A 25452-nucleotide genomic window follows, 5' to 3' on the forward strand; every position below is an offset into this window, starting at 1 on the left:
GTGACCACTCGTTGGGCGGGATTTGCATGTGCAATCCCGCCCGACGTGGTTTTCCGGGCTGGTTGTTCGATTGTCGTCTTCGGTTGTACTCACGAACCGGTCTGCCGCGAGGTCTGAGGTCTGAGTCTGTGGTCGGCCGATGGTCTGGTTGTGGCCTGGTTCCGATCGTTCTCATTCGGCACAGCCAAGACACAACCGGCATCATGCGTCAGCTTCGTAATACGCCCGAATAGTCTCAGCAGTCTGCACAATCTGACATGCACCGGCCGAACAGCTAGACTGGAACACGTCGGCATGAGCACGAATATGCGTCTGCATATGCGTCTGTGAAGGGTGTACGGCCGGGTACGCATCCGTTCCACCATCGTCACGGCACTATAGCGTCCCACGCAGCGTGCGCAACAGCGCCGGCACGATTCCGCGGCCAGCCAGCCGAGGCGCGCTGCGGATCCGATTCAAGAAAGGCGTTCGGCATGCAGGTTTTGGAATTCTTGGAACAGCTGTTCCTCACATGGGCGTTGTACAGCTGCATCGGCTGGATTTGGGAGACCGGCTTGTCGATCGTCGTGCGCCACCGTTTTGTCGATCGAGGTGTCCTGATTGGCCCGTTATGTCCGATTTACGGGTTCGGCGCGCTGCTGGTGCTGTTCTTGCTCAATGATGTGACCAATCCCATCGCCCTGTTCCTCAGCAGCGGTGTCGTCGCATGCACGTTGGAATACATTTCCTCATATGTCATCGAGAAGCTGCATCACGTCAGGCTGTGGGATTACACCAATAAGCCGTTCAACATCAACGGTCGCGTGTACCTCAACGGATTCATCGCGTTCGGTGCGGGCGCGACACTGGTGAAATTGTTCGTACAACCGTGGTTCATGGGGGTCGTGCGCCAGTGGGCGCCGCTGGCCGTGCATGTGGTATCAGCGGTCATTGCGGTGTTGTTGATGGTGGATGTCGCGCTTACGGCGGCATACTCGTGGAGTTTTGACACCAAACTCAAGCGCATCAGTGAGGATGTCAATGCCTTGCATGCGGAACAGGTCGCGAATCTTGACGAAAAGGTGGTCACGGCCAGCGAACGTTTCGAGGAACGCAGACGTACCGTCCTCGATTCGCATGTGTCGCATACGCTCAATTGGCAGCAGCGGCGGTTGATGCAGGCGTTCCCGGCTATGCGTTCGGTGCGTGACAATACGATTATCGACCAGCTGCGGGAAAGCATGGAGGGGCTGCGCTCCGGGCGCAGGGCGAACAGCACACGGCATGATGACGCCGATGCCATCGCAGCCGGCACTCACGCCGATAAGCCGGCAGAGTGATTCCTGCTTGATGCCGTACAACGCTTGTGCCGTCAGAAGACACGTGATATAGGAACGCCGAGCCATGGCGGCTGAGATATGCGTGAGGGCCCACCCACAATGGATGGGCCCTCACGCATACTGGTGGCGGTGACGGGAAGCGATGGCACCCATGGCATTACCGATGTCAAGCCGCCGAACCACTGATTTCGTCAGGCTTGCTGTCCGCCTTGCTCACGGCAGGTCTGGCCGAGACGACGGGACAAGGTGATCGGATCCAGCAGCTGATCGAGCCGCCCGTCCGGCATGTCGGTGCGCTCGCCGGCAACCTCGCGCACGGTACGCTTGGTGCGCAACGCTTCTTTGGCGATGGCGGCGGCGCGCTCGTACCCGATTTCACTGTTGAGCGAAGCGGAGATGGATGGCGATTCAGCCGCGAACTGACGCCCTTGTTCAAGGTTGACGGTGATGCCGTCCACGCAGTTGAGGCGGAAGGTGCGCATGGCGTTGCCCAGCAGGCGAATACCTTCGAGCAGCGTGTGCACGGCGACTGGTTCGAAGGCGTTGAGCTGCAGCTGGCCTTCGGCGCACGCCCAATTGACGGTTGTGTCCATGCCGAACACGGTGAAGCAGCACTGGTCGACGCATTCCGGGATGACCGGGTTCACCTTGCCGGGCATGATGCTCGAACCTGCCTGACGCGGGGGAACGTTGATGTCGTTGAAACCGCAGCGCGGGCCGGAGTTGAGCAGACGCAAATCGTCCGCCGCCTTCTTCAGATGCACGGCGAGGTTCTTCAGCGCCGATGACGTGTTCACGAACGCGCTCATATCGCTGGTCGCGGCAATCGGATCGGGGGCGGCAGTCACCGGGTATCCGGTGATGTCACCCAGATGTTCGATTGCTGACTTGCGGAAACGGATGTCCGCGCAAATGCCGGTGCCGATGGCGGTGCCGCCCAGGTTCATCACCGCAAGTTCAGGTTCCAGCTTGTCGAGCGATGCCTTGTCGGCTTTGAAATATGAGGCGAACGCGTGGAATTCCTGCCCGTATGTCATCGGGACCGCATCCTGGAGTTGTGTGCGCCCGATGGTCACATCGTTGATGTGCTTGTCGGCGAGCTTGTGGAATGCGCGGGCGAGCAGACGGCATTCCTCGATCATCGGCTTGAGCGCGGTAATCAGGGCGAGACGGCATGCCGCCGGGTAGGTGTCGTTGGTGGACTGCGACTTGTTCACGTGGTCGTTCGGGTGGATGTACCCGTAGTCGCCGCGCTGGTGGCCGGCGAGTTCGAGCGCGCGATTGGCGATGACCTCGTTCATGTTCATGTTCGTCGAAGTGCCGGCGCCGCCTTGACGCACATCCACGGGGAACTGGTCGGCGAGTTCGCCGGCTTCGATGTCGCGGCAGGCCTGTCGGATGAGTTCGGCGCGCATCGGGTCGATCAGCCCGAGCTCCTCATTGGCGTCCACGCACGCGCGCTTGACTTGCGCGTACCCGGCGATGAGTTCCGGATGCCTGCTGATGGGCGTGTCGGAAACGGGGAAGTTCTGGATGGCGCGTTGCACGTTGATGCCCCAGTATACGTTCGCTGGAACCGGCATTTCGCCGAGGGAATCGTGCTCGATGCGCGCCGGGCCGCTGAATGGCAGCGGCATGTGGGATACGGTTGCGTCCCGAGGGTCACGCAGTTGTTCTGTCGCGTTTTCGCTGACTGCCGCTGCGGCGGCTTTTGCGTCGGCGTCGTGACCGCTGTCCGCGGGCATCGTTGTGATGCCGCTGATGGCGGTGTCCGCAACATCCGTGGTGTCAATGGTGTCGTTGCTGGTAGCTGCTGTATCCATGGTTTCACCCTAGGCTTTCTTCGTTACCTATGATGCCGCATCGTAACACGACACGCCTGAAGCTGAAACTGCGCGGAAACGTGCCCGGGTGCACGCGACCGGTGGGTTCGTGGAGGGGCTATTCCGCGTCACTGATGAATCGCAGGTACTGCGATGCCGGTTCAAAAATCGCCGATTGCGTCGCGAATCGTTCGTCGCCTCGGTAGATGACGAACCGGTGTTCGGCTGGGATATCCAGCATTGTGCCGACGGTTGACAGATGGCGGACGAAGGTGAGCCGGGCCGTTTGTCCGGATTTGATTTCGATGAGTTTCGGCGATGATTGATCCGTCAGGTCCATGAGGTCGACTTCTACCTGGTTGGAATCACGGTAGAAGTACAGTTGCGGTGTTTGCGCGTGGTTGTAGTAATGCTTGAGTGTTTCCTCGATGATGAGGTTTTCGAATACGTCCCCGCGTTTATCGCTCGTGTTGTATTGTTCTGTTGTCGTGATTCCGAGAAGATGGCAGAGCAGGCCGGTGTCGTAGAAATACAGTTTAGGTGTCTTGGTCAGCCGTTTGCGCGCATTTGATGCGTATGGCGGCAGACGGAACACGATATAGCTGGATTCGAGCAGCGACAGCCAGGCGCGCGCGGTTTTGAACGAGATGTCGGCCTCTGCGGCGAGATGTGTGATGTTGAGCAATTGGCCGGCGCTGTTCGCGCACAGTTTCAGGAATGTGCGGAATGTCGTGAGATTGTCCGGGTTGACGATGCCTGAGACGTCACGTTCGATATAGGTGGCGATATAGCTTTGGAAATAGATGTTGAGCGGGACATCCACCTCGTACAGATGCGGGTATCCGCCACGCACGGCGAAATCATCGACTGCGAGTCGGCTGGATGCTTGGGATGCTTCAACAAAGCTCAATGGAAGCAGTTGCAGCAGTCCGACACGACCGGCGAGGGATTCGTCGATATTGTGTAGCAGCAGGAAATTCTGCGAGCCGGACAGCACGTATTGCCCCATGTCACGCCGTTCGTCGCTGGCTGCTTGGATTTCCGCGAAAATGTCCGGCGCGTATTGGGCTTCGTCGATGAACAGATGGCTCGGACGGGAATGGATGAAGCCGACGGGGTCTGTTTCGGCGCTGATTCTGAGATTGCGGGTTTCGAGGTTGAGATACGTGAAATCAGGGAAGGTGTTCCTTAACAAAGTAGATTTGCCGCTTTGTCTGGGGCCGGTGACCGAGACGACTGGAAACCAGGTTGCCATGCGCTGGGCCATCGTGGACAGTGTGCGGGGAATCATGACGCATGCTCCTTCCTTGGCGAAGCGAACCTTGCAGCCTCGATTATGTAGATTCGGTAGTGGAAGTCATGATAACCCGGTAGTCAACCTTATGCAAATCTGGAAGTCAAAGTTATGCAGATTCGGTAGTCAGGATGTGGAAACGTTGGAATATGACTGATTTCAGGTGCAACTGAATCGTCGGAATAGGCGCCAGGACGATAGGAATCCGGCTGTTTCATCGAAGCATTCGGGCTCCGAAGAGACAGCCGGTCAGACAACCGGATTCATGAATCCGCCAAACGGTGGTATGGACTCGCGTCATGCCGCGGTTTCGCTTGCGGCAGCCGGATCGCGCTGCAAGACAAGGAACACCAGCGCCACCGCAAGCAGCACGCCGATGGACAGCACGCCGAGCGACGCGTTGCCGGTTGCCGATGTGGTCGCCGCGACGATGAAGGTGCCGAGAATGCTTGCGGTCTTGCCGAAGATGTCGTAGAACCCGTAGTATTCGTTGGCATGCGACTTGGGGATGATTTTGCCGTAATACGAGCGGCTGAGCGCCTGAATGCCGCCTTGGAACATGCCGACCAGAATTGCGAGAATCCAGAATTCGGTGGCCGAGCGCAGGAAGAACGCCGCGAAGCATACGATGCCGAGATATGCGATGACCGCGGCCATGATCATCGGCTTGCATCCGAATCGCCTGGCAAGCCGCCCGTAGGCGATTGCGCACGGGAAGGCGACGAACTGGGTCACCAGCAGGGCGAGCACCAGCTGTGTGGAGTCGATGCCAAGCTGCGTGCCGTATGACGTGCTCATCGAAATCACCGTGTTCACGGCATCGATATAGAAGAAGAACGCGATCATGAACATCCACAGCGGTTTGTTGTGGGAAATCTCGCGGAAGGTGTGCCCCAGCTCTGCGAACGTGCCGCGTACGGCATCGCGCATATGGTCGGCGGTTTCGCGATAATGCGTCTGGCGGTAGCTGCTGATCAGCGGAATGGTGAATGCTGTCCACCACAGGGCGGTGATGACGAAGCTCGCGCGAGTGCAGGCCGCGGTACTCCACCCGAATGCCGAAGGACCGGCGAAAATCAGCGCGATGCAGGCGATGAACGGGATGGTCGAACCGACGTACCCCCATCCGTAGCCGTGTGAGGAGACTTGATCCATGCGGTCATTGGTGGTGGTGTCGATGAGCATCGAATCATAGAAGGTCAGTGAGCCGTTCAAACCGATGGTGGCGAGCATGCACACCGCGAGGAATGCGACCCAACCCAGGGGGAGCGCCATTGCGCAGCAGGCGAGGACGCCGGTGCCGAAGAATCCGATGAAGAACTTGATTTTCATGCCCTGCACGTCGGCGATGGAGCCGAGAATTGGCATGAGTAGCGCGATGATGAGGGATGCGATGGTCTGCATGTAGCCCCAGGTCGACACGATATTGGATTCCCCAGCGGATTTGAGCAGGGAGTTCGCGTAGATGGGGATGACTGCGGTGGACAGCAGGACGAATGCGGAATTGCCGACATCATAGAGGATCCACTGTTTTTCGCGGCGGTTGAGATGGTTGGTGTTGTTGATGTTGTTGGTGTCGGCGTTGGCGTTGGTGTTGGTGTTGGCGGCGTGGGCGGTTACTGGGGTGCTGTCTGCCGGAGTGCCATCGGTCGGGGGAATGCTGTCTGCCGGGGTGCTGTCGGAAGGCGTGCTGCTCGTTGCGTCGACTGATGGTGATGGGACGATGCGTTGGCTGCAGGCAATCGTCGCGTCCAATCCCGTGAGATGCTGTACTCGGTTCTCCGGTGCAATACCGGTGATCGTTGGATTGTCTTGTCGCTGCGCTGTGTCAAGGATATCGGTCATGGCAACTCCCATCTGTCACCAAGAAGGGTATGGTTGCGCAAACAACGGATGGGGTGCAACAGATGAACTGACCGTGAATAATGCGTGATTTCTTGGGTGCGCCGCTCCCCGGCAATTCGTCCCGCGCTATCGTCTTCTCATCCTTCCAAACTGGTTACGCTGGCGGGCTTGTTTGCGTAGCTGGTTTGTGAGGGGTGGTGGAACGTGTAGGTCATTTCTCCAAACTGGTTACGCTGGGAGGTTTGTTTGCGTGGCTGGTTTGTATGTGGTGGGGAGGCGGGTGCCCCCTCTTCCAAACTGGTTACGCTGGCGGGTTTGTTTGCGTGGCTGGTTTGTGAGGGGCGGTGTTTCGGCGTGCCGTGTGCTGCACGGATGTGGGAGAACGGACGCGCATCAGGCGAATCCGACACTTCTCCCGGAATCACCGCGCTCGAGAAGATCCGTCGTCCAAGCGTAACCACGCCAACAGACTGCGGCATACACCCGCAACGTCCGGAATCGTAGAATCAGCAGCGCACCGGGCTGAGGCATGCACGGGCATGCAGGAAGGGATACACGCGAGGCATGCGCGTGCCGTAAAGCAGTCGTCGCGGCGGGCGGAACACTCGCCGCGACGAATCGGCGCATTTGGACTCTTCGGTTGTGTCGCTACGCCTGTACCTCCGCGGATTCGTCCGCGTGTTCCTCGTGCCGCTTGATCAGTGCGATCGCATCTTCGACAGGCGGGCAGTCGGGCACGCCGGCCTTGTTGTTGCTGATCGCGATGGAAGCCGCGGCGTTGGCGATCCGCACCGCGTCGAACAGCGACCAGCCTTGGGCAAGCATCGCGCACATGACGCCGGTGTGGCATGAGCCGGCGGAACGCGTATGCGTGGATTTCACCGGGAAACCTTCCGCATGAACCACGTCGCTGCCCGGTACGCGCACCCATGCCCCTCGCGCGCCGGCGCGCAGGACGAGCGGAGCTCGCAACGTGGCGCCGAGCGCGTTGCACAGTTTGGTCATCGCATCGTCGAATCCGCCCCCGATGGTCAGTTTGGAATCATCTGTAGGCGGGATGCCGAGCCGTTCGGCGAGTGTGTTGGCTTCTTGACGGTTGCATGACCAGATCGGGCGGCACAACACGGTGTCCTCAATCAGATGGTCGCTGACCAGATGCAGCGAATTCGTCGGATTCAATACGATGGTGAATGGCCTCTTCCCGGGATTCGCTCCGGTGCGGTGCAGGAATCCTTCGATGCCGGCCGCCGAGTGATCCATCAAGGTGTTGCCGCTGATATGGACGACATCCCCAGGTTCAGGCTCAATCGCGTCGAAGGTATGCTCGTCGCCCTGCGCTTCGGCTCCGTATGTCGCGATAAACGTCTTGTGCGAGCCGTCGTTGAGCACCAGCCGGAATCCGGAGTCCTTGTCAAGCCGGTCGTTGCCGATGTGCTGAATGCCATTTGCCTCGAATTCGTCGCGAATCACCGATGACCACAGTCCCGTGCCGACGATGCCCGCGTGCTGTGCGGGCGAACCTGACCGCGCGGCTGCCTGCAGGACGCGGAAGCTTCCGCCTACCGATGGTGTCACCGAATCGGCGACGGCGAATCCGCCCGGCTGCGGCAGTTCTCCGATGCCCATCATGATGTCGACCCATACTTGGCCGAGCGAAATCACCGATGCCGTGCCGTGCTCCGGCTCCTGCGAGTTGAGGATATCGTGAAGCATACAACCTCCTGACTCATCGTTGTGCGATTCGTATGCGGGGCAATGTGATTGCCGCGGACTGTTCTCACATTGTATCGGTTTTTCCCGGAATTTTGCGGAGATTGAAGCTAGACATGTTGCTTGAAAATGCTGGGATTTCACCATCGTCGCAGAAGCGGCACGCAGGTTTGCGCTTGATTCGTTTTGGTTGTATCATAGTGTAGTTGTGTGTTCGGCGGACGCATATGCGGCGGTCGGGCAGACACGACTTGCAAGTCACAGAAATGTATAGGGAGTCCATCATGGCAGCTCGTTGCGCAGTGTGCGGCAAGGGACCGCAAACCGGTTTCACCGTGTCGCATTCGCATATTCGCAATAAGCGCACCTTCCGCCCGAACCTGCAGCCGGTCCGCACTACGATTGACGGTCAGAATGTCCGTCTGCGCGTGTGCGTGAAATGCCTCAAGGCTGGCAAGGTTCAGCGTGTGGCCGCGTGAATCGCGAATGAAGAAACAAGACCCCGGAGCTTCAAGCTTCCGGGGTCTTTGCTTTTGCCGCCGGAGTGGAGAAGGCGGGGTTATAGGCCAGTATGTGTGTCTGCTGGTGGGGTGTGTGGGAGTCTTGATTGTTGCTCTGGTCGTGTGCACGTCCTGTATGCCGTGGCATGCGAAGCTGAACGGATATCGACGGAAAACGGCAGTGGAGATCCCTGTTTTGCGGTTCGTGCATGCCCAGGCATACGCAAACCGACGCTATGGCTACCGGACAGTGCGGGAAGCCTTCTGTCTGGCGCACGACGTATGTCATGACATGCGCGACCCGGCACATTCGAATCGCCTGTACGCCTTGCGCCGCAACGGGTCCGCGCCGATTCCGGACACACATTCTGGCCGGGCTCGAAAGTGGCGGCATGAGGATTCGAAACCGCGACACGCCCGGCAGAACAACCCCTACACACGATTTCCGGACACACATTTTGGCCAATAACCCAGAAGGCGGGCAGGGTGCGTGCTGCCGGCGGTATCAGCCTGCAGTGTGACTGGATAGTCGCACAACGTCAGGGTTATACCGGATTCTGCTGGGGGAGCGGGGTCATCAGCCTGCGGTGTGACCGGATGGTCGCACGGCGGCGGGATTGTGTGAGGTTCGGCTGGTGGGCTGGAGGTATCTGCTTGTTGTGCGACTAGTGGATGACATGGCGGCGGGGTGCCAGCGGTATTGTTTTGGATTCCGGTGGTATCTGCCTGCTGTGTGATTGGGTTGTCGCACGGCGGTGAGATATCGACGGTTTCCGATAATTGGTGGGGGCTATCTGCCTGCTATGCGACTGGGATGTTGCACAGCGCCGGGATTGCTATAGGCTCACCTTGAGAAGTCGGGGCTATCTGCCCGCTGTGCGACCCCGTCATCGCACGACAAGGCGGGATTCATCGCTTTCCCGCCGCACAGAACCGGATGTGGGACAATAAGAGGTATGACCGTTTCACTGACCACCCCGCTAGCCAAGCTGCTGACCAACCGTCGACGGATCAGCGCGCTGAAAGGCCTCGGCGTGGTCACGTGTGCCGACGCCCTCACGTATTACCCGTTCCGGGTTACCGATCCCGTGCCCCTGCGGGCGGTGCGGGAAGGCCGGATTGGCGAGCCGATGGCTTTCGCCGGTGTCGTGCGCGATGTGCGCGTGATGCCGATGAACGCCCGTCGCGGCTACCGGTTGCAAGCCATGGTCGATGATTCCGCGTTCGCCGCCGAACGCCGCGTGGCCGGCACTGTCACCGCGCTTGTGTTTTTCTCCTACAAACAGCAGTACGTCAATTGGCTCAGCGCCCGACTGCACACCGGTGCGTCGGTGGTCGTGTGCGGCACGCCTAGCGAATACGACGGCATGCCGCAGTTCACCCATCCTGAAGTCCTGACCGTCCCGGCATCCCCCTCCACAACACAAGAACCCGGCCATGGCCAGCGGTTCGATGCCGACAGCATCGATGACGCGTTGCGGCGCGTCTGCCGTCCGCGCCCGGTTTACCACGCCAACTCCCGTATTTCCAGCGAGCATATCCACGATTCCATCGTCACCGTGTTGCGTGCGCTCGCTGCCGGAGACGATGACAATGCCGAGCCATCTGCCGCGCAATCCGGCAACGCCGCGCAATCCGCGCAATCCGGATCACGCGGAACGACCAGCACAACCGCAACATCCCCGGAACCCGCGAAACTCCAAGAGTCCGCACCATCACCATCCCGCGCCTCTTGCCTCTCGCCAGCCCCCGACGGCATCGAGACATCCCCGAAAATTCCTACTGCCGCCTTGCGACGCGCCATTCCTGACATCCTCCCTGAAAGCGTGCGTGAAGCATGCGGATTGATGCACCGAGCCGAAGCATTCCTCGCCATCCATGAGCCCGATTCGGTGGACGCCTTCCGTCAAGCCCTGCACACGCTGCGGTACGAGGAGGCATTCATCTCCCAGACCGCCGTCCTACAGGAACGCGAGCAGGCGCGCAAAGCCAAGACATTCCCCTGCAAAAAGGGCGGGATGCGGAAGACGTTCATCGATTCACTCCCGTTCACATTGACTGGCGGGCAGGTCAGCGTGATTGATGACATCGTCCAGGATATGGGCAGAGACTACCCGATGCAACGCCTGCTGCAAGGCGAAGTCGGCTCAGGCAAAACCGTGGTCGCGCTCGCTGCGATGCTGCAAGCCGTGGGGTCCGGCTATCAGGCGGTGCTCGTGGCGCCGACGCAGGTACTTGCCGAGCAGCACGCTGAAACTGTCGGCGGTATGGTGAGCAAGGCCGGTCTCGACATTCCGGTCACCTTGATCACCGGCGGTATGAAACTCGCCGCCCGTCGAAAAGCGCTTGCGATGGCGGCGAGCGGCGAGCCGGGCATCATCATCGCCACACATGCCGCATTCTCGCGGACGTTCCAAGCGCCGAATCTGGCGCTTGCGGTCATTGACGAGCAGCATCGATTCGGCGTTGAGCAACGCGAGACCTTGCTGGAACGAGGGGAGAACATCCCACACCTGCTGGTGATGACGGCCACGCCTATTCCCCGCACGGCTGCGATGACTTGGTTCGGCAGTCTTGATATGTCGTGGCTGACGGAATTGCCGGGCGGGCGTAAGCCAATTCGCACGTTTGTGATTCCTGAAGCGGATGGCCAGACGATGGCGAATATGTTCCGGCACATCCGCCGCAGGATTGACGCGGGGGAGCGCGCGTATATCGTCTGCGCACGGATTGACGAGGACGAAAGCACCGATCAGACCGGACAGGATGTCGAACTGTTCGATGAGCCCGATGATACTTCCGGCTCGGGGGAGGGAACCGGTGGGTCGGCGTCGGCCCAGCCGAAACCGCCGCTGCATGCAGTCAGCGAAATCGCTGCAAGGCTGGAGGCGCTTCCGCAATTCCAAGGTGTGCGTTTCGCGACATTGACCGGACGCAACGACGATGCGACGAAACAGCAGGTGATGGCTGATTTCGCAGCGGGTGTCACGCCGGTTCTTGTGGCGACCACGGTGATTGAGGTGGGTGTGGATGTTCCGCAGGCCAGTTGCATCGTGATTTTTGATGCAGACCGATTCGGCTTGTCGCAGTTGCATCAGTTGCGTGGTCGTGTCGGGCGTGGCGGCACGGATTCGTGGGCGTTCCTCGTGTCCCGTGCCGAGCCGGGCAGTATCGCCGAACAGCGGCTTGCTGTGATTCAAGGCTCGCTTGACGGTGCCGAAATCGCGCAGGCGGATTTGGAGTTGCGCGGGGCTGGCGATGTGCTGGGAGATGCGCAATCCGGTGGAAAATCAGGACTGAAGCTGTTGCGCGTGGTCAAGGATGCGGACATGATTGCGGATGCGCGTACCCGTGCCGAACAGGTGCTTGCGGATGATCCGGGACTCGGTCATGAGATCCAGCTTGCCGGCGCGGTGCTGGATTTCACGCGCGGCAACGAGTCGCACCTCATCAGTAGCTGATCCCCGCTTCTGCCGACGTTGGGGGGTGGGTGAGTGTCGGTGGAAGCTTTTGCCGACGTTGAGCACCCAGTGAGCGTCGGTGAAGGGTTGTATCGACGCTGAGCCCCAAGTGAGCGTCGGTAGTGGGTTGTGTTTTCTGTTTCTGCCGACACTGAGTGCCCCGTGAGTGTCGGCAGAAACAGAGGGTTTATGATTCGGCATCCTCGGCGCTGACGTCCTGCGTCTCGATGTCCTGCGCGCCAGGTTCAAGCGGTTCAAGATAGATGACCGCGGTTTCACCGTATGTACGCTCATCCGCCTCATGCCACCCAACCGGCGCAGTGAGCGCATTCGACCGCGCAGACCGTTCGACCACAATCATCGTGTTCGGCCCGGTCGCCGCGCCACGCGCCAACGCATCCAACAGCGCGTTGCATTCCTCGGTCGCATACGCATACGGTGGGTCGATAAAGATCACATCGAATGGCGCGCCATGATACGTGTCGACGAACACTTCGGCACGCCGGCGCATCACCCGCGCGGACAATTCCGGCCGCCACGCCTTGGAACGCTTGAGTTGGGCCAAGGTACCGTTGATGAGCGCAGCGGCTGGCCCCGCGGATTCCACGGCCACCAACGACTGCGCCCCGCGCGACAGCGCTTCGATGCCGAGCGCCCCCGTCCCGGCGAACAAGTCCAGCACACTGGCGCCCCGCACCAGATCCCACGAGTCGAGATGGGAGAACACCGCCTCTTTGGTACGGTCGGTGGTCGGCCGGGTCCCCGGTTTCGGCGTGGCCAACGCCATGCCTTTGAATCGTCCTGCAATCACGCGCATACCGTCCACTCTAGCCCGTGCCCCGGTCGCGGCCGCCACTGTGACTTCACCCACAGTATTCCATCAGAGAAACCGCAGGTGTCGAACCGGTCTGACATGTAGCCTGAAAGCAGCAGGACAGATGGTCATTCCGCCATTACGCGTTCTACCGTAACGGGTAACGGAGCAGAAGCGCCGCATCTATCCTCGACAGCATGCTATCGAACCGTCACCACGCACACCGGAGCATTCCGCAAGCCAACCAGTCCGCCACGTTTGGAGGTATCATGTCCACGTTCGTTTCCGCGATTTCCGTCCGCCGCTCGCAGTATGCGCTGTCTGATACGGCTGCGCTGTCCGATTCGGAGATTGTCGATCTCGTCCGTTCGGTCACAGGCGAAGTCCCCAGCGCGTTCAACTCCCAGCCGCAACGTGCCGTCGTCCTGTTCGGCGAGGACCATCACCGTCTGTGGGCGATTGTGCATGATGCGTTGCGTGCAGTCGTCAAGGACGATACCGCGTTCGCCGCGACCGAACAGAAAATCGCCGGTTTTGACGCCGCTCACGGCACGATCCTGTATTTCGATGACACCACGGTCACCACAAATCTGCAGGAGCGTTTCCCCTCCTACGCGGCGAACTTCCCTGTGTGGGCGCAGCAGGCGAATGGCATGCTTCAGTTCGCAGTATGGTCGGCGCTTGCCGAGGCCGGTATTGGCGCGAACTTGCAGCATTACAATCCGCTGATTGATGATGCGGTCCGTGATGCTTTCGGCATTCCGGCTGATTGGAAGCTGATCGCGCAGATGCCGTTCGGCGAGGTCACTGCGCCGGCCGGCGAGCGTGAACATATGCCGCTGGATGAGCAGGTTCAGGTGCGCGGCCTGTGATGAGGACTCGCAGCTGAATATGTAGCCTGCCGGGTGTGATTCCGGCAGGCTTTCGTCGTTATGGGGCTGATTCGGAGTTCCTGTCATAGGGCGGTCTCAGGAAGCGCGGATTGTAGCGGTATGTTGTGGCGGCTGTGCGATATGGTGCTCTAACGCCGATATCCTGTTGGTCCGGTGTCCCGGGAACCCGCTGATGTGCGTCTATCTTGTGGTTGCTGTTGGGCGGCGCCCGCAGGATGACTGGAATGCATCGGTATCTGCGTGATGTTGTGCGAGATGGGGTTCTAGCGTCGATATCCTGTTGCAGCGATGTTCCGGAGATCCGCCGATGGACGGCTATCTGGCGGTTCCTGTTCGGCAGCTGTCGCAGGAAGTGTGGATTGCAATGGTATCTTGCGGCGGCTGTGTGATTGGGTGTGCTGGTGCCGGTTTGCTGTTGCGGCGGTGTTCAGGTGATCCGGAGATGTGCAGCTATCTGGCGGTTGCTGTTCGGTCGGGGTTCCGGGAATCCGTTGATGCGTGTCTATCTGGCGGTTGTTGTTGGGCGGTGGTCGTGTGGAGTGTGGATTTCGTGGCGGTTGTGTGAGATGGGGGTTTGCTGTGGGGTTGGTGTTCCGGGAACCCGCAGATACACAGTCATCTGGCGGTTGCTGATCCGCGGTGCCCGCAGGATGACGAGTATGCCTTGGCATCTGCGTCATGGTGTGCAAGAAGGCCGTGTATCTCGCGGGATTGTACGGTGGGCGGCCCGGCATGTCGTAGATGTCGGATTATCCGCCGGTACCTGTGCGAGGGTGCAAGGGGTGCCCACAACACAATTCATCCCCGCTTCAGCCGTCGCGGATGTTCGGCGGACACCTCCCAACCAAGCGCCATCAGCGTTTTCCGATCGGCTTTGCTCAAAAGCGCACAATCCAGCTGCTCAATCAAATCTGGGCGGATCGCATCGGTCCGTGCCAGCGCCTCATCGCGGCGGAACCGGTCGACTTTCCCATGATCGCCGGAGAGCAGCACATCAGGCACCTCCATGCCTCGCCATACTGCCGGCCGCGTGTACTGTCGGTGTTCGAGCAGCGCCTCGGAGCCGGTATAGGATTCCTCGACGATGGATTCCGGATTGCCCATGAATCCTGGCAGCAGGCGTGTAATCGCCTCCAGCATCACCGATACTGCGACTTCGCCGCCGTTGAGCACATAATCACCGATTGAATATTCGCGCACATCCACGCCCTGCGCCTGATAATACGCGGGGATTCGCGCGTCATAGCCTTCGTAGCGCCCGCACCCGAACACCAGCCGCTTGGCATGGCTGAGTTCAGTGGCATCGCGCTGTGTGAACAGGGGAGCGGAAGGATTGGGGAAGATCAATACGGTTTCAAGATTCCGGGCAGGGGTTTGCCGACGAGCTTCGGACGGTGTATCCGTCAATGTGCCGTCCAGCGTGCTGTTCTGTGTTGCTGTGTCGGTTTCGCCGGTTTCGTCAGCGTCGCCGGTATTGTCGGCTGTGTCGGTTTCACCGGATTCATCAGTCGTGTTGGTTTCGATGGCAGTAGCAGTATCAGAATCCGCCGTTATTGCTTGCGGTTCTAGCCCGAGCAAATCATCAAGGCATTCCGCCCACACTTCCGGCTTCATGACCATGCCGGCACCTCCGCCGACCGGAGTATCGTCCACGGAATGATGCACGTCGTGCGTCCAGTCGCGCAGGTTGTGGGCGTGGACGCTGACGAGCCCCTTGCTCTGTGCCTTGCCGAACAGGCTCAGGTTCAGCACGTCGAAGTATTCGGGGAATACGGAAACGATATCGATCTGCATGCCCACCACTGTACCGGCCTGCCGTCCCAAGACGGTTGACATGATGGATGTCATGCGATGTGGCGAATACAGTGAACGGCAGAAGGCGTGATACGCGACGGGGCTGCGACACGGGATGTGACGCGTTACTGACGTTGATGCCGCTTGACTGATACAGTGAAAGAAGCACATGCCCCGCGACCTGCTGGACGTTGGATAACGAGACGCGAGTACACGTTCCTGATGGGAAGTCGCTGTACACGCAGCGAACATGGCATTGCTAAAAGGTGTCGACGACACGGCGTCCCACGGGGCGAATACTTCGGCGAAGGAGCAACAGAGTATGACGAACGGACAGATTCCATGGGATGCGCAGTCTGGCGACCAGCCTGCCGCAGGCGCAGACGAGCAGCAGATGCCGCAGAACGCCCAATCGGCAGCACAGCAGGCGTATTTCTCTCAGCCGCCGTTGCCTGATGCCCAGCCGTCGCAACCGGCAACAGCACAATATGGACAGCCGGACGCCCGATCGTTCGGGCAGCCGCCGATGCCACAAGGGCAGCCAGCGGCTCAGTCGTTTGAGCAGTCTCCATTGCCTGACAATTCGCAGTATCAGGCGCCGGCGCCTCAGGAAGGGTACTATGCGCAGCCGCAGGCGGTCGACGCACAGGGTTATCCACAACAGGACTATCCGCAGCAGCAGTATTATCAGCCACAGGATTATCCGCCACAGCAGGGATATCCGTATCCGCAGCAGGATTATTCGCAGCAGTATTACGCCCAACCTGCCCCAGCTGCTGCGCCGGGCTATGGGGCACCATATGGTACGCCGTATCCGTCCAAGCCGAAGACGAATACTCTGGCTATTGTCGGTTTCGTTTGCTCGTTCCTGATTTCCATCGTCGGCCTCATCCTGTGTATTGTGGCGAAAAACCAGATCAAGACCAGCGGAGAGCGCGGTGACGGCTTGGCGACAGCAGGCATTATCATCAGCATCGTCTGGATGGTGTTGTCGGTGGTGTGCAATCTGTACTTGAGACAGTACCTGGGGTCGGCGGTCTTGCTGCCGATGTCGCTCGGTTTCCTCAGCTGATTCGCAGCTGTCTGTACATAGACGTGAGGGGTGTGCGTTCCCGTGGTAGGAACACACACCCCTCACGTGTTTTGTTGATGATGGTATTCGCTGATGCGGTCATGATCACCGCATCAGTCTCCGTGTCATCCTGGATGCCGATCACCAGCCTGGAATCAGCCCTCCTGGCGGATTAAGCGTCAGATACCCGTCGTCGAGGTCGATATCCGGCACCAACTGGTCGACGAATGGCACCAGCGTGCTGGTTTCTCCGTTCACTGGCTGGACAAGCCGGATTTTCAGAAGGTACTGGGCGCCTTCGATAACGTCCACGACCACGCCGACTTTTTGCCCGTCGGGCGCGCCGAGCGTGTTTCCGTCGGCGAACCGGGCTTCCAACCCGAGAAGATCCTTCGGATACCACGCATCCTCCTCGAGCATGTCTTCCGGATCGTCTGCCTCGCCGTACAGAACGGTGCCGTTGAGTGCTTCGGCGGCATCACGGTCATCGACGCCTTCGAAATGAATAATCCAACGGTTCTTGAATGTCCGTGAATGCGCGACTTCGAATTCCTGTTCGCCGTCGCGAGTGTACAGCACGGAACCTGGTTCGAACCGGTAGTCAGGCTCGTCGGTGAACACCTGTACGGTGACTTCGCCTTTGAGCCCTTGAGCGCGACCGATACGACAGACCCTCAGCAGTTCGCGCTGCTGAGGGTCGTCGGAGTGTTGTTGATGCACCACGCTCTCGCTCACCTGCGTACATCCATGATGTCGACACGCACTTTGTGGTCGGCGATGGCCTGCACAACCGTGCGGATCGCGTTGGCCGTGCGGCCTTTGCGACCGATGACACGGCCGATGTCCTCGGGGTTCACGCGCACGCGGAGCAATTCTCCTCGCGCGTTTTCGTGCGATTTGACGGAAACGTCGTCCGGGAAATCCACGATGTTCTTGATGAGGTGTTCAACAGCTTGGGCGAGCATGTCACTCAGCCTTTTCCTCAGCCGGGGCTTCAGCAGTCTCGTCAGCCTTCTCGGCTTCAGCGGCGGCTTCGGCTTCAGCCTTAGCCTTGGCTTCGGCCTCAGACTTGGCGGCCTTCAGCTTCTGTGCCTGGGCTTCAGCGGCCTCGACACGAGCAGCGGCGTCCGGACCGGCTTCCGGGGTCTTCAGGGTGCCTTCAGCGCCCTCAATGCCCTTGAACTTCTGCCAGTCACCGGTGATCTTCAGCAGCTTGAGCACAGGCTCGGACGGCTGTGCGCCGACACCCAGCCAGTACTGAGCGCGCTCGGAGTCAATCTGGATCAGCGAAGGCTGCTTGTTCGGATCATAGGTGCCGATCTCCTCGATGGAGCGGCCGTCGCGCTTGTTGCGCGAATCCATGATCACCACGCGGTAGTACGCGTAGAACTTCTTGCCCATGCGCTTCAGACGAATCTTGGTTGCCAAAATGGCTCTCCTTGTATTGGTAATGCGGGTTACAGCTTCGGTGTGGGGCACGGAAACCAAACCCACGTGTTCCTCATGACCGCGGAAAGAGAGGGCTCCGCGCCCATGAATAACTGAACAAGTATAGCGCAATCCCCTCGATTTTCCCGCGTGTCGTGCGCAGTGCCCTCTCCTCTCCTCTCCCACAAACTGTCTACGCTGGAGAGGCTCTGGCCGTAACCAGTTTGTGAGACATCCCAAACTAGTTACGCGAGGGAGGCCGTGGGCGTCACCAGTTTGTGTGGTTTCTCAAACTGTCTACGCTGAGGGGGCCGTTTGCGTCGCCAGTTTGTGAGACATCCCAAACTAGTTACGCTGAGGGGCGTGTTCGCGTAACCAGTTTGTGAGACATTCCAAACTGTCTACGCTGGGGAGGTCGTGGGCGTAACTGGTTTGTGTGGTATTACAAACTGGTGACGCTGAGGGGCGTGTTTGCGTAGCCGGTTTGTGAGACATCCCGAACTAGTTGCGCGAGGGAGGTCGTGGGCGTAGCCAGTTTGTGGAGGGAGGGGCGGTTACCGCACACTCAAGGTGACCAGCAGCGCCCGATGATCGGTGTCGCGCACGGTGATGGCTTGTGCCGAGTGGAAGACCACACCGCTGTTCGCCAACGCGTGATCAAGCTCGATACGAGGCCACGGCGTCCAAGAAGGGAACGTCAGCGTAGGACCATGCGCGACATCAAGGCTCGCATCATGCACGCCGGTGGCAAGCACATCACGCAAGCACCGGTGGTCAAGGCAGGCGTTCAGGTCCCCGAGTACGACCACAGGCTCCGGACTGGTCGCGATGGCATCCAGCGCCCGCACCCCATACGACCATTCCCGGCATCCGCGCATCGGCGATTTCGTGTGCGCTGCGGCAACGGTGACGGCGCGTGCTGTGCTGCCGTCCGAGGTATCTTGTGCATCCACGCCGATGGTGACAGCGGGAACATCCGCGGCATGGATATTCAGAAAGGTCGCGGTGCGCGCCATCGGTTTCGCGCGTGACCAGATCGCGTTGAACCCGCCATTGTCGTCGGCATGCTGCGCGCCCTGCTGGCAGTAGGGCAGCAGCGTGTCCAAGCCCGCGTGCGAGAGCCGTTCGACGAGCTCGTCAGTGAGTTCTTCAAGCGCGAGCACATCGATATGCCGCTCCCGGACCAGACGCACGATGTCCTCGGCATCGGCACGCCCATAGCGGCAGTTGAGCGTCATGGCATGGATGGGTTTGCCTGACTGGCGTGACACGGTGTCGCTTGTCCTGCCGTCCATGGCGATATCGGTCCTGGAATCCGCTGTGGAATCGGATGCAACATCATCGGGATGAGGTGTTTCGGACGGTTTACCGAACAGATGCCGGTAATACGGGGATTCGCCCGCAACCACCAGAACGAGCAGCACCGCATACAGTGCCGCACCCCACCAGCAGCCGAGCGCCGCCGACCAAGCCGCACCGACTACTGCCGGCACCCACAGATGCCGGTCGAGCGCGGTGCTGTATGGCATCGGCATATGCGCTTCAGCGGTCGCCGGCAGGAAGCGAAGCAGCCACCAAATCAGCAGCAAGACGGCGATTATCGTCAAAACAACGGTCATTCGCATTCGCTCCATTCACGGTTCCAGCTCCGCTGATACCTGTATTCGTCATACGTATTCGTCATACGTATGTGTCATATCTGTGAGGGGCATTATAGGCGAGATGATGCAAAGAGGCCCGCAAGCATCGCAAACGCTTGCGGGCCTTACACGATTGGCTGATTCGGCCATGGTTGCAGGTGTTGAACCGTCTGCAACCAGACTCAGCATGACTCAGCCGAGAAGATCGCCCAATCCTTTGCCGAGATTCGGCGGCAAATCAGGCATGCCGTTCTCGCCCATCATCTCCTGCAACCCTGCAGGAAGCGCAGGATTCTGCGGTTTCTTGGCGAATGCGGAGCCACCGGAGCTCTTGCCGCCGCCGGCGAGCCGTTGACGCAATGCCTTCTCCTCGGCTTCGCGCTTCATCGGATTGCCGGACTTCGACCCTTTCTTCTTCTTGCCGCCCTTCTTGTTCTTCTTGCCGCCACCGGGACCGCCGAACCCAGGAATACCGCCCATGCCGGCACGATTGGTCATGCGGCGCATCATCTTCGAAGCCTGCTCGAAGCGTTCCAACAGGCCATTGACTGCGGACACGGTGTTGCCGGAACCGTAGGCGATACGAGCGCGGCGGGAACCGTCGATGATCTTCGGGTTGCGACGCTCCTCCGGCGTCATCGAACGGATGATCGCCTCAGTGCGGTCGATTTCGTGCTCGTCAAGCTGCTCCAATGCCTGACGATGAGCCGCCATACCCGGAATCATGCCGAGCAGGTTCTTCATCGGGCCGAGTTTGCGCACCTGCTGCAATTGGTCAAGGAAGTCATCCAATCCGAAGGTGCCTTCGGACATCTTGGATGCCGCTTCGCGCGCCTGCTGCTCGTCGAACTGCTTTTGCGCCTGCTCGATAAGCGTGAGAATATCGCCCATATCGAGGATGCGCGATGCCATGCGATCCGGGTGGAAAACCTCGAAATCCTTGAGCCCTTCGCCGGTGGATGCGAACAGGATCGGCTTGCCGGTCACGCTTGCGACCGACAGGGCAGCGCCGCCGCGCGCATCGCCGTCAAGCTTGGACAGGACTACGCCGGTGAAGTCCACGCCTTCATCGAAGGCCTTGGCTGTTTTGACCGCGTCCTGGCCGATCATCGCGTCAATGACGAAGAGGATTTCGTCTGGATGTACGGCGTCGCGGATGTCGCGGGCCTGCTTCATCAGCTCGTCATCGACACCCAGACGGCCTGCAGTATCGATGATGACCACGTCATACAGCTTGCGCTTGGCGAATTCGACGGAATCGCGTGCGACCTTCACCGGATCGCCCGTAGTCTGCCCGGGGGCTGCGACCGCTTCGCCGCCGTCGGACTGCACACCCTTTTCGGGGGCGAATACCGGCACGCCGGCGCGCTCGCCGACCACCTGCAACTGGGTGACCGCGTTCGGCCGCTGCAAATCTGCGGCGACCAGCAACGGGGTGTGGCCGGCGTCCTTGAGCCAGTAGCCCAGTTTGCCGGCAAGCGTAGTCTTACCGGCGCCCTGAAGACCGGCGAGCATGATAATCGTCGGCGGGTTTTTCGCGAAATTCAGCGGTCGATCGACACCGGCGCCGAGAATCGACGTCAGCTCCTCGTTGACGATCTTCACCACCTGTTGCGCTGGATTCAGCGCTTGCGAGACTTCCTCGCCGAGCGCACGCTCACGCACACGGCCGGTAAAGGAACGGACGACTTCCAGCGACACGTCGGCGTCGAGGAGCGCCCGGCGGATTTCACGGATCGTGCCGTCGATGTCCGCTTCGGAAAGCTTGCCCTTGCTCTTCAAATGCTTGAAGGCATTCGAGAGCCGGTCTGTCAAAGAACTAAATGCTGCCATAATGCATTCCAGTCTAGCCGTTGCGCGGGAAAATCAACGACGCTGGCCGAGGTGACGGACAACCGCGGGAAATCGATTGTCGGCGCATTGCGTGAGCCCTGTGGAACGGGGGCCGGGAAGCCACCCGGTCCGCGCAATATACTGTGCAAAATACCGGGCATCGGCGGCGCATCCTGGCCGCTGGAATCGCCGGAGCCTACGAAATCGCCGGAGCCCACAGAGTCCCGGAGCCCATAGAATCCGCGGGCCCCTCGTCGAATACAGGCGCCCCGCCACAACGGTGTGCGCCCGGAGCGAACCTGCCTCCCGCGCCTTCGCTACGATGGCCATATAACCGAACACGCGTAACGACCCCAGCCCGAAGGAGGACCAATGAGCCATACTCCGGACCGAGCTCCAGCTTCCCAGACAGCACCACCGCGTCCACAGGCAGTGACGCCGGTGCAGCACAAGCGTGTGGAACGGCATGCGCTGGTCATCGGCATTGTCGTGAATGCGCTCTCCGCTGCCGTGGGGCTGATCGTGTTTTTCATCACCGGTCTCAAAGCGATGTTCCTCGACTCTGCGTTCACGTGGATCTCGGTCGTTTCCGGCATCGTGGCGGCGGTTCTCTCCACGCACAGCATGCGTACCAGTGAACGGTTCCCCAACGGAAAATTCGCGCTCGAACCGATGTACGCCATTATGAAAGCGCTGCTCACCTTATCGTTGCTGCTGTTTTCCGTAATGGATGTGACGCAGGAGGCGGTGGAGTATCTTCGGACCGGCGAAGGCGAGCCGGTGCAGGCCGGGCCTGTGGTGGTGTATGAGGCGATTGTCGTGTTCGCGTGTTTCGCGTTATACGGGTACTACCGACGCTGCAACCGGCGGCTCGGTTCGACAAGCACCATGCTCGCCGCGGAAACCAACAGCACGATGATCGACGGATTGATGTCCTTCGGCATCGGAGTGATGGCGTTGGTGCTGCTGCTTCTGCCACATGGCACGGTGCTCGAACCGTTGCGATACACCGGGGATTTCTTCATCACGGTGATTCTTGCGATTGCTACGATCCGTGAGCCGTTCCTCGTGCTCAAACAGGCGTTGATTGAGCTGATTGGCGGGGTGCACGACGACGAGACGATCGGTGATTTCGTTACGACACAGGCGCTCAGCGGGCTGCCGTCTGGCCTGGACCTGACGCGATGCGATGTGTTCAAAACGGGGATGAGCTTCACGGTCAACGTCCTGCTGACGGCTGCGGAACCCCATGGAGGCAGTCAGACCAGTGTCGCTGATCTCATCGCCTACAAACATCGATTGGAGCGCTCGCTGACTTCCCAGCTGCATATTGTCGATGTGAATATTGTCTTCGATTAGAGCAAGGCACGCCTGACAGTGCCGGTACTCGGCCCACAGACGCTCGCTGACGGGTAATCGTCCGCAGCGTTTGAGGCGGGCGCGGGGAACATACCCGCAGGCAGCCCCGCGCCACATACAGCATGGCTTCGGTTATTTCATCGGTTATTTCAACGACCACGTGGAGCCGGTCGGGGCATCTTCGATGAGGATGCCGGCGGAGGTAAGCGAATCGCGAATCGCGTCGGCGGTGGCGAAATCCTTTGCCGCACGCGCCTCCTGACGGGCCTCGAGCTGCGCCGAAATCAGCGCATCAAGCGCCTTGCTCGCTTTGGAATCCTCGCTGTCGGCGGATGCGACGGCCCAAGGATCTGCCAACGGGTCAAGCCCCAAGGTGTCGAGCATCGCACGCACCGCGACAAGTGTGGCGCGCACTTGGGCGCGGGTGGTGTCGTCCAAAGCGCCCTGGACTTGAGACAACACCGCGTTGCCATCGCGGATGGCGCTGAAAATCGCGGCGGTCGCGCCCGAGACATTGATGTCGTTGTTCATCGCGGCGACGAAGTCTTGCGGGAGGGCATCGGCACCGATGGCGCTGATTTCATCGCGTCCGGGCTGTTCGCCGAGGGCGGCGCCCGCACGGTCGATGAAGTTGCTCACACGCTCGTATGCGGCTTGCGCTTCGGTCAGCGTCTGGTCGGACCATTCGAGCATTGACCGGTATTGCACGGAACCGAGTGCGTACCGTACAACCCACGCGCTGTGTTCGGCAAGCACCGCCGGCACAGACAGCCCGTTGCCCAAGGATTTGGACATTTTCTCGCCTTTGGCGGTCACCCACGCCGAATGCATCCAGCGGGCGGCGGAATTCCATCCCGCGGCACGGGTCTGCGCCATCTCGTTCTCATGGTGCGGGAACCGCAGATCAAGCCCGCCGCCATGAATGTCGAAGGCCTCGCCCAAATACCGGTGGCTCATCGCTGAGCATTCGATATGCCAACCAGGACGTCCCACGCCGAACGGGGTCGCCCAGCGGGCATCCTGCGGATCGGTGGCTTTCGGCGCCTTCCACAGCGCGAAATCACGGGGGTCATGCTTGTCGGGGGAGGCGTCCGCCGGGTCGATCGGATTGTACTTGTCGTCGCCTGCCGCATCGACGCTCGGGCCCATGCGATCGGCGACCGCGGCCGCTTCATCCGTTTCGGCGACACCCTGCTTCTGGTGAGTCAGTTCACCGTAATGCGGCCAGCTTGCCACGTCAAAATACACGTTGCCGGTGGGATTGCCTTCGGCATCGCGTACCACATAGGCATGCCCGTTGCGGATGATGTGCTCGATCAGTTCGACCATGTCGGGAATATGCCCGGTTGCGCGCGGTTCCACGGTCGGCGGCAGGACACCGAGTGTGTCGTAGGCGCGGGTGAATTCGCGTTCGTAATAGTAGGCGCGCGCCCACCACTGCTGGCCGGCGGCTGCGGCCTTGTCAAGGATTTTGTCATCGATATCGGTGACGTTGCGCACGAACGTCACGTCGTAGCCCAGACGCAACATCCAACGGCGGATGATGTCGAAGGCGACGGCGGCGCGGATATGCCCGATATGGGGGGAGCTTTGCACCGTAGCGCCACACACGTAGATCCCGACATGGCCAGGACGGATCGGCTTGAACGGCGACACGGCGTGTGAGGCGGTGTCGTACAGATTCAGTCCGGCGGCAGCGCCAGCGAGCTGATGCGCGCTGGAAATGTTGGAATTCTGCGGTTCTTCGACGTTTCCCATACCCATGAGCGTATTCGATTTGCCAGACAAAATCGGCCGAGTGTCCACATGTTTACATGGGCGATGTCACAATGGTATGTATGACGCAACCAGAAGTGCTTATCGTGCAGCATGTCCCGTGGGAGAAACCGGGACGTATCTTGGATAGCCTTGAGGACTTGCAGATCCCGACGCAGACCGTCTGCATCGTCAAGGAGAAGAAACCGGATTTGCCGGATTTCAAGGAACTCGCGGGCGTCGTGATCATGGGCGGACCGATGGGCGCTCAAGACTATGACAAATACCCGGGGCTCAAGGCGGAGGAAAAGCTTGCGCGCGCAGCGGTCAGCGTCGGCAAGCCGGTGCTGGGCATCTGCCTGGGCCATCAGATCATCGCCGGAGCATTAGGTGCGAAACTCAGTCACGGCAAGGAACCGGAAATCGGGTTCGCCCCGATCAAGCGTGTGGACAAGCATGATTATTTCTCCATGTGGAGCAAGGAACTCAACGTCCTGCACTGGCACAACGATGTGGTCGGGCTGCCGGAGGGCGCCCAGCTGCTCGCACGGTCGGCGAATACGAAGAATCAGGCCTTCCGCGCAGGGTCTGCGCTGGGCTTGCAATTCCATCTGGAAGTCACGGCAACCCTGCTTGACGAATGGCTTGCGGAACCGACGATGACCGAAGGCATGAAGAAATCGCAGATCGCCAAGATCCGTGACGATTTCGCCGAATACGACCCGCAGTTGCAGCCGTTGGCCGACCAGGTCTTCTCCGGGTTCGCGGCACGGTGCAATACGTATATGCAGACGTTGCAGGCGCGCTGAGATACCCGGGGTGGTCTCGGTCGTCCTCCGCATCTGTGACATGTGCCAGTCATCTGACGCAAATTGCGCATACGTCGGATGCCGCGACGGAACGTGGTCGTGT

At 60.0% G+C, this 25452-nt stretch carries 19 protein-coding genes; 7 read left to right on the top strand and 12 right to left on the bottom strand.

Translation table 11 applies throughout. The features are described from left to right. The first annotated feature begins 473 nt into the window (after window positions 1–473). Window positions 474–1319, top strand: coding sequence for a putative ABC transporter permease (locus DSM100238_RS06435; protein ID WP_152355867.1), 846 nt, complete (start codon window positions 474–476; stop codon window positions 1317–1319). 191 nt (window positions 1320–1510) lie between these two features. Here DSM100238_RS06435 and DSM100238_RS06440 read toward each other — a convergent pair whose 3' ends face one another. From DSM100238_RS06440 to DSM100238_RS06455, 4 genes are all read right to left on the bottom strand, one after another. Then, a complete protein-coding gene (locus tag DSM100238_RS06440) occupies window positions 1511–2956 on the bottom strand; it encodes an aspartate ammonia-lyase (RefSeq protein WP_152355899.1) in 1446 nt (481 codons plus the stop codon). A gap of 304 nt (window positions 2957–3260) precedes the next feature. Beyond that, window positions 3261–4433, bottom strand: a complete 1173-nt coding sequence (locus DSM100238_RS06445; protein ID WP_152355868.1) for an ATP-binding protein — start codon at window positions 4431–4433, stop codon at window positions 3261–3263. Between the two features lie 300 nt (window positions 4434–4733). Next, complete coding sequence (locus tag DSM100238_RS06450; protein WP_240812389.1) at window positions 4734–6281, bottom strand: MFS transporter; 1548 nt, start codon at window positions 6279–6281, stop codon at window positions 4734–4736. A gap of 648 nt (window positions 6282–6929) precedes the next feature. Next, a complete protein-coding gene (locus tag DSM100238_RS06455) occupies window positions 6930–7994 on the bottom strand; it encodes a PfkB family carbohydrate kinase (RefSeq protein ID WP_152355869.1) in 1065 nt (354 codons plus the stop codon). 281 nt (window positions 7995–8275) lie between these two features. On the opposite strand from DSM100238_RS06455, the gene rpmB reads away from it, so the two are divergent. Beyond that, entirely contained in the window at window positions 8276–8470 is a 195-nt protein-coding gene (rpmB, locus tag DSM100238_RS06460; protein ID WP_026503384.1) for a 50S ribosomal protein L28, read from the top strand. Window positions 8471–9447: 977 nt separating this feature from the next. Next, entirely contained in the window at window positions 9448–11952 is a 2505-nt protein-coding gene (locus DSM100238_RS06465; protein WP_152355870.1) for an ATP-dependent DNA helicase RecG, read from the top strand. A gap of 187 nt (window positions 11953–12139) precedes the next feature. On the opposite strand, the gene rsmD is transcribed toward DSM100238_RS06465, so the two are convergent. After that, complete coding sequence (gene rsmD, locus DSM100238_RS06470) at window positions 12140–12769, bottom strand: 16S rRNA (guanine(966)-N(2))-methyltransferase RsmD (protein ID WP_152355901.1); 630 nt, start codon at window positions 12767–12769, stop codon at window positions 12140–12142. Window positions 12770–13035: 266 nt separating this feature from the next. On the opposite strand from rsmD, the gene DSM100238_RS06475 reads away from it, so the two are divergent. Then, window positions 13036–13638: a nitroreductase family protein gene (locus DSM100238_RS06475; protein ID WP_152355871.1), complete on the top strand. Its 603-nt coding sequence runs from the start codon at window positions 13036–13038 to the stop codon at window positions 13636–13638. Window positions 13639–14457: 819 nt separating this feature from the next. On the opposite strand, the gene trmD is transcribed toward DSM100238_RS06475, so the two are convergent. Further along, window positions 14458–15453, bottom strand: coding sequence for a tRNA (guanosine(37)-N1)-methyltransferase TrmD (gene trmD, locus DSM100238_RS06480; protein WP_152355902.1), 996 nt, complete (start codon window positions 15451–15453; stop codon window positions 14458–14460). Window positions 15454–15775: 322 nt separating this feature from the next. Between trmD and DSM100238_RS06485 the strand changes: the two genes are divergently transcribed. Continuing rightward, window positions 15776–16525 (top strand): DUF4190 domain-containing protein, encoded by a 750-nt coding sequence (locus DSM100238_RS06485; RefSeq protein ID WP_167511086.1) that lies wholly within the window; start codon window positions 15776–15778, stop codon window positions 16523–16525. Window positions 16526–16666: 141 nt separating this feature from the next. Here DSM100238_RS06485 and rimM read toward each other — a convergent pair whose 3' ends face one another. The 5 genes from rimM to ffh all read right to left on the bottom strand — a co-directional run bounded on the left by rimM (window position 16667) and on the right by ffh (window position 21426). After that, entirely contained in the window at window positions 16667–17248 is a 582-nt protein-coding gene (gene rimM, locus DSM100238_RS06490; protein ID WP_152355903.1) for a ribosome maturation factor RimM, read from the bottom strand. Window positions 17249–17256: 8 nt separating this feature from the next. After that, window positions 17257–17490, bottom strand: coding sequence for an RNA-binding protein (locus DSM100238_RS06495; protein ID WP_015449829.1), 234 nt, complete (start codon window positions 17488–17490; stop codon window positions 17257–17259). Window position 17491: 1 nt separating this feature from the next. Continuing rightward, window positions 17492–17953: a 30S ribosomal protein S16 gene (gene rpsP, locus DSM100238_RS06500; RefSeq protein ID WP_152355873.1), complete on the bottom strand. Its 462-nt coding sequence runs from the start codon at window positions 17951–17953 to the stop codon at window positions 17492–17494. Window positions 17954–18507: 554 nt separating this feature from the next. Next, window positions 18508–19572, bottom strand: a complete 1065-nt coding sequence (locus DSM100238_RS06505; RefSeq protein WP_167511087.1) for an endonuclease/exonuclease/phosphatase family protein — start codon at window positions 19570–19572, stop codon at window positions 18508–18510. Between the two features lie 213 nt (window positions 19573–19785). Continuing rightward, the gene (ffh, locus tag DSM100238_RS06510; RefSeq protein ID WP_152355875.1) at window positions 19786–21426 is read right to left on the bottom strand and encodes a signal recognition particle protein; all 1641 of its coding nucleotides are present in this window, start codon (window positions 21424–21426) and stop codon (window positions 19786–19788) included. 441 nt (window positions 21427–21867) lie between these two features. On the opposite strand from ffh, the gene DSM100238_RS06515 reads away from it, so the two are divergent. Further along, a complete protein-coding gene (locus DSM100238_RS06515; RefSeq protein ID WP_152355904.1) occupies window positions 21868–22785 on the top strand; it encodes a cation transporter in 918 nt (305 codons plus the stop codon). A 144-nt stretch (window positions 22786–22929) separates the two neighbouring features. On the opposite strand, the gene cysS is transcribed toward DSM100238_RS06515, so the two are convergent. Further along, window positions 22930–24543, bottom strand: a complete 1614-nt coding sequence (gene cysS, locus DSM100238_RS06520) for a cysteine--tRNA ligase (protein ID WP_152355905.1) — start codon at window positions 24541–24543, stop codon at window positions 22930–22932. An 80-nt stretch (window positions 24544–24623) separates the two neighbouring features. On the opposite strand from cysS, the gene DSM100238_RS06525 reads away from it, so the two are divergent. Continuing rightward, window positions 24624–25349 carry a type 1 glutamine amidotransferase gene (locus tag DSM100238_RS06525; RefSeq protein WP_152355876.1) on the top strand — a complete coding sequence of 242 codons (726 nt, stop codon included), beginning with the start codon at window positions 24624–24626 and terminating at the stop codon, window positions 25347–25349. Window positions 25350–25452: the final 103 nt, after the last annotated feature.

The sequence above is a fragment of the Bifidobacterium apri genome, assembly GCF_009299485.1.
Classification (GTDB): Bacteria; Actinomycetota; Actinomycetes; order Actinomycetales; family Bifidobacteriaceae; genus Bifidobacterium; species Bifidobacterium apri.

Excerpts from the sequence above, each read along its gene's own strand:
- DSM100238_RS06435 (WP_152355867.1), top strand. The coding sequence starts at position 474 with ATGCAGGTTTTGGAATTCTTGGAACAGCTGTTCCTCACATGGGCGTTG.
- DSM100238_RS06440 (WP_152355899.1), bottom strand. The coding sequence starts at position 2,956 with ATGCCGCTGCCATTCAGCGGCCCGGCGCGCATCGAGCACGATTCCCTC.
- DSM100238_RS06445 (WP_152355868.1), bottom strand. The coding sequence starts at position 4,433 with ATGATTCCCCGCACACTGTCCACGATGGCCCAGCGCATGGCAACCTGG.
- DSM100238_RS06450 (WP_240812389.1), bottom strand. The coding sequence starts at position 6,281 with ATGACCGATATCCTTGACACAGCGCAGCGACAAGACAATCCAACGATC.
- DSM100238_RS06455 (WP_152355869.1), bottom strand. The coding sequence starts at position 7,994 with ATGCTTCACGATATCCTCAACTCGCAGGAGCCGGAGCACGGCACGGCA.
- rpmB (WP_026503384.1), top strand. The coding sequence starts at position 8,276 with ATGGCAGCTCGTTGCGCAGTGTGCGGCAAGGGACCGCAAACCGGTTTC.
- DSM100238_RS06465 (WP_152355870.1), top strand. The coding sequence starts at position 9,448 with ATGACCGTTTCACTGACCACCCCGCTAGCCAAGCTGCTGACCAACCGT.
- rsmD (WP_152355901.1), bottom strand. The coding sequence starts at position 12,769 with ATGCGCGTGATTGCAGGACGATTCAAAGGCATGGCGTTGGCCACGCCG.
- DSM100238_RS06475 (WP_152355871.1), top strand. The coding sequence starts at position 13,036 with ATGTCCACGTTCGTTTCCGCGATTTCCGTCCGCCGCTCGCAGTATGCG.
- trmD (WP_152355902.1), bottom strand. The coding sequence starts at position 15,453 with ATGCAGATCGATATCGTTTCCGTATTCCCCGAATACTTCGACGTGCTG.
- DSM100238_RS06485 (WP_167511086.1), top strand. The coding sequence starts at position 15,776 with ATGACGAACGGACAGATTCCATGGGATGCGCAGTCTGGCGACCAGCCT.
- DSM100238_RS06495 (WP_015449829.1), bottom strand. The coding sequence starts at position 17,490 with ATGCTCGCCCAAGCTGTTGAACACCTCATCAAGAACATCGTGGATTTC.
- DSM100238_RS06505 (WP_167511087.1), bottom strand. The coding sequence starts at position 19,572 with ATGACCGTTGTTTTGACGATAATCGCCGTCTTGCTGCTGATTTGGTGG.
- ffh (WP_152355875.1), bottom strand. The coding sequence starts at position 21,426 with ATGGCAGCATTTAGTTCTTTGACAGACCGGCTCTCGAATGCCTTCAAG.
- cysS (WP_152355905.1), bottom strand. The coding sequence starts at position 24,543 with ATGGGAAACGTCGAAGAACCGCAGAATTCCAACATTTCCAGCGCGCAT.
- DSM100238_RS06525 (WP_152355876.1), top strand. The coding sequence starts at position 24,624 with ATGACGCAACCAGAAGTGCTTATCGTGCAGCATGTCCCGTGGGAGAAA.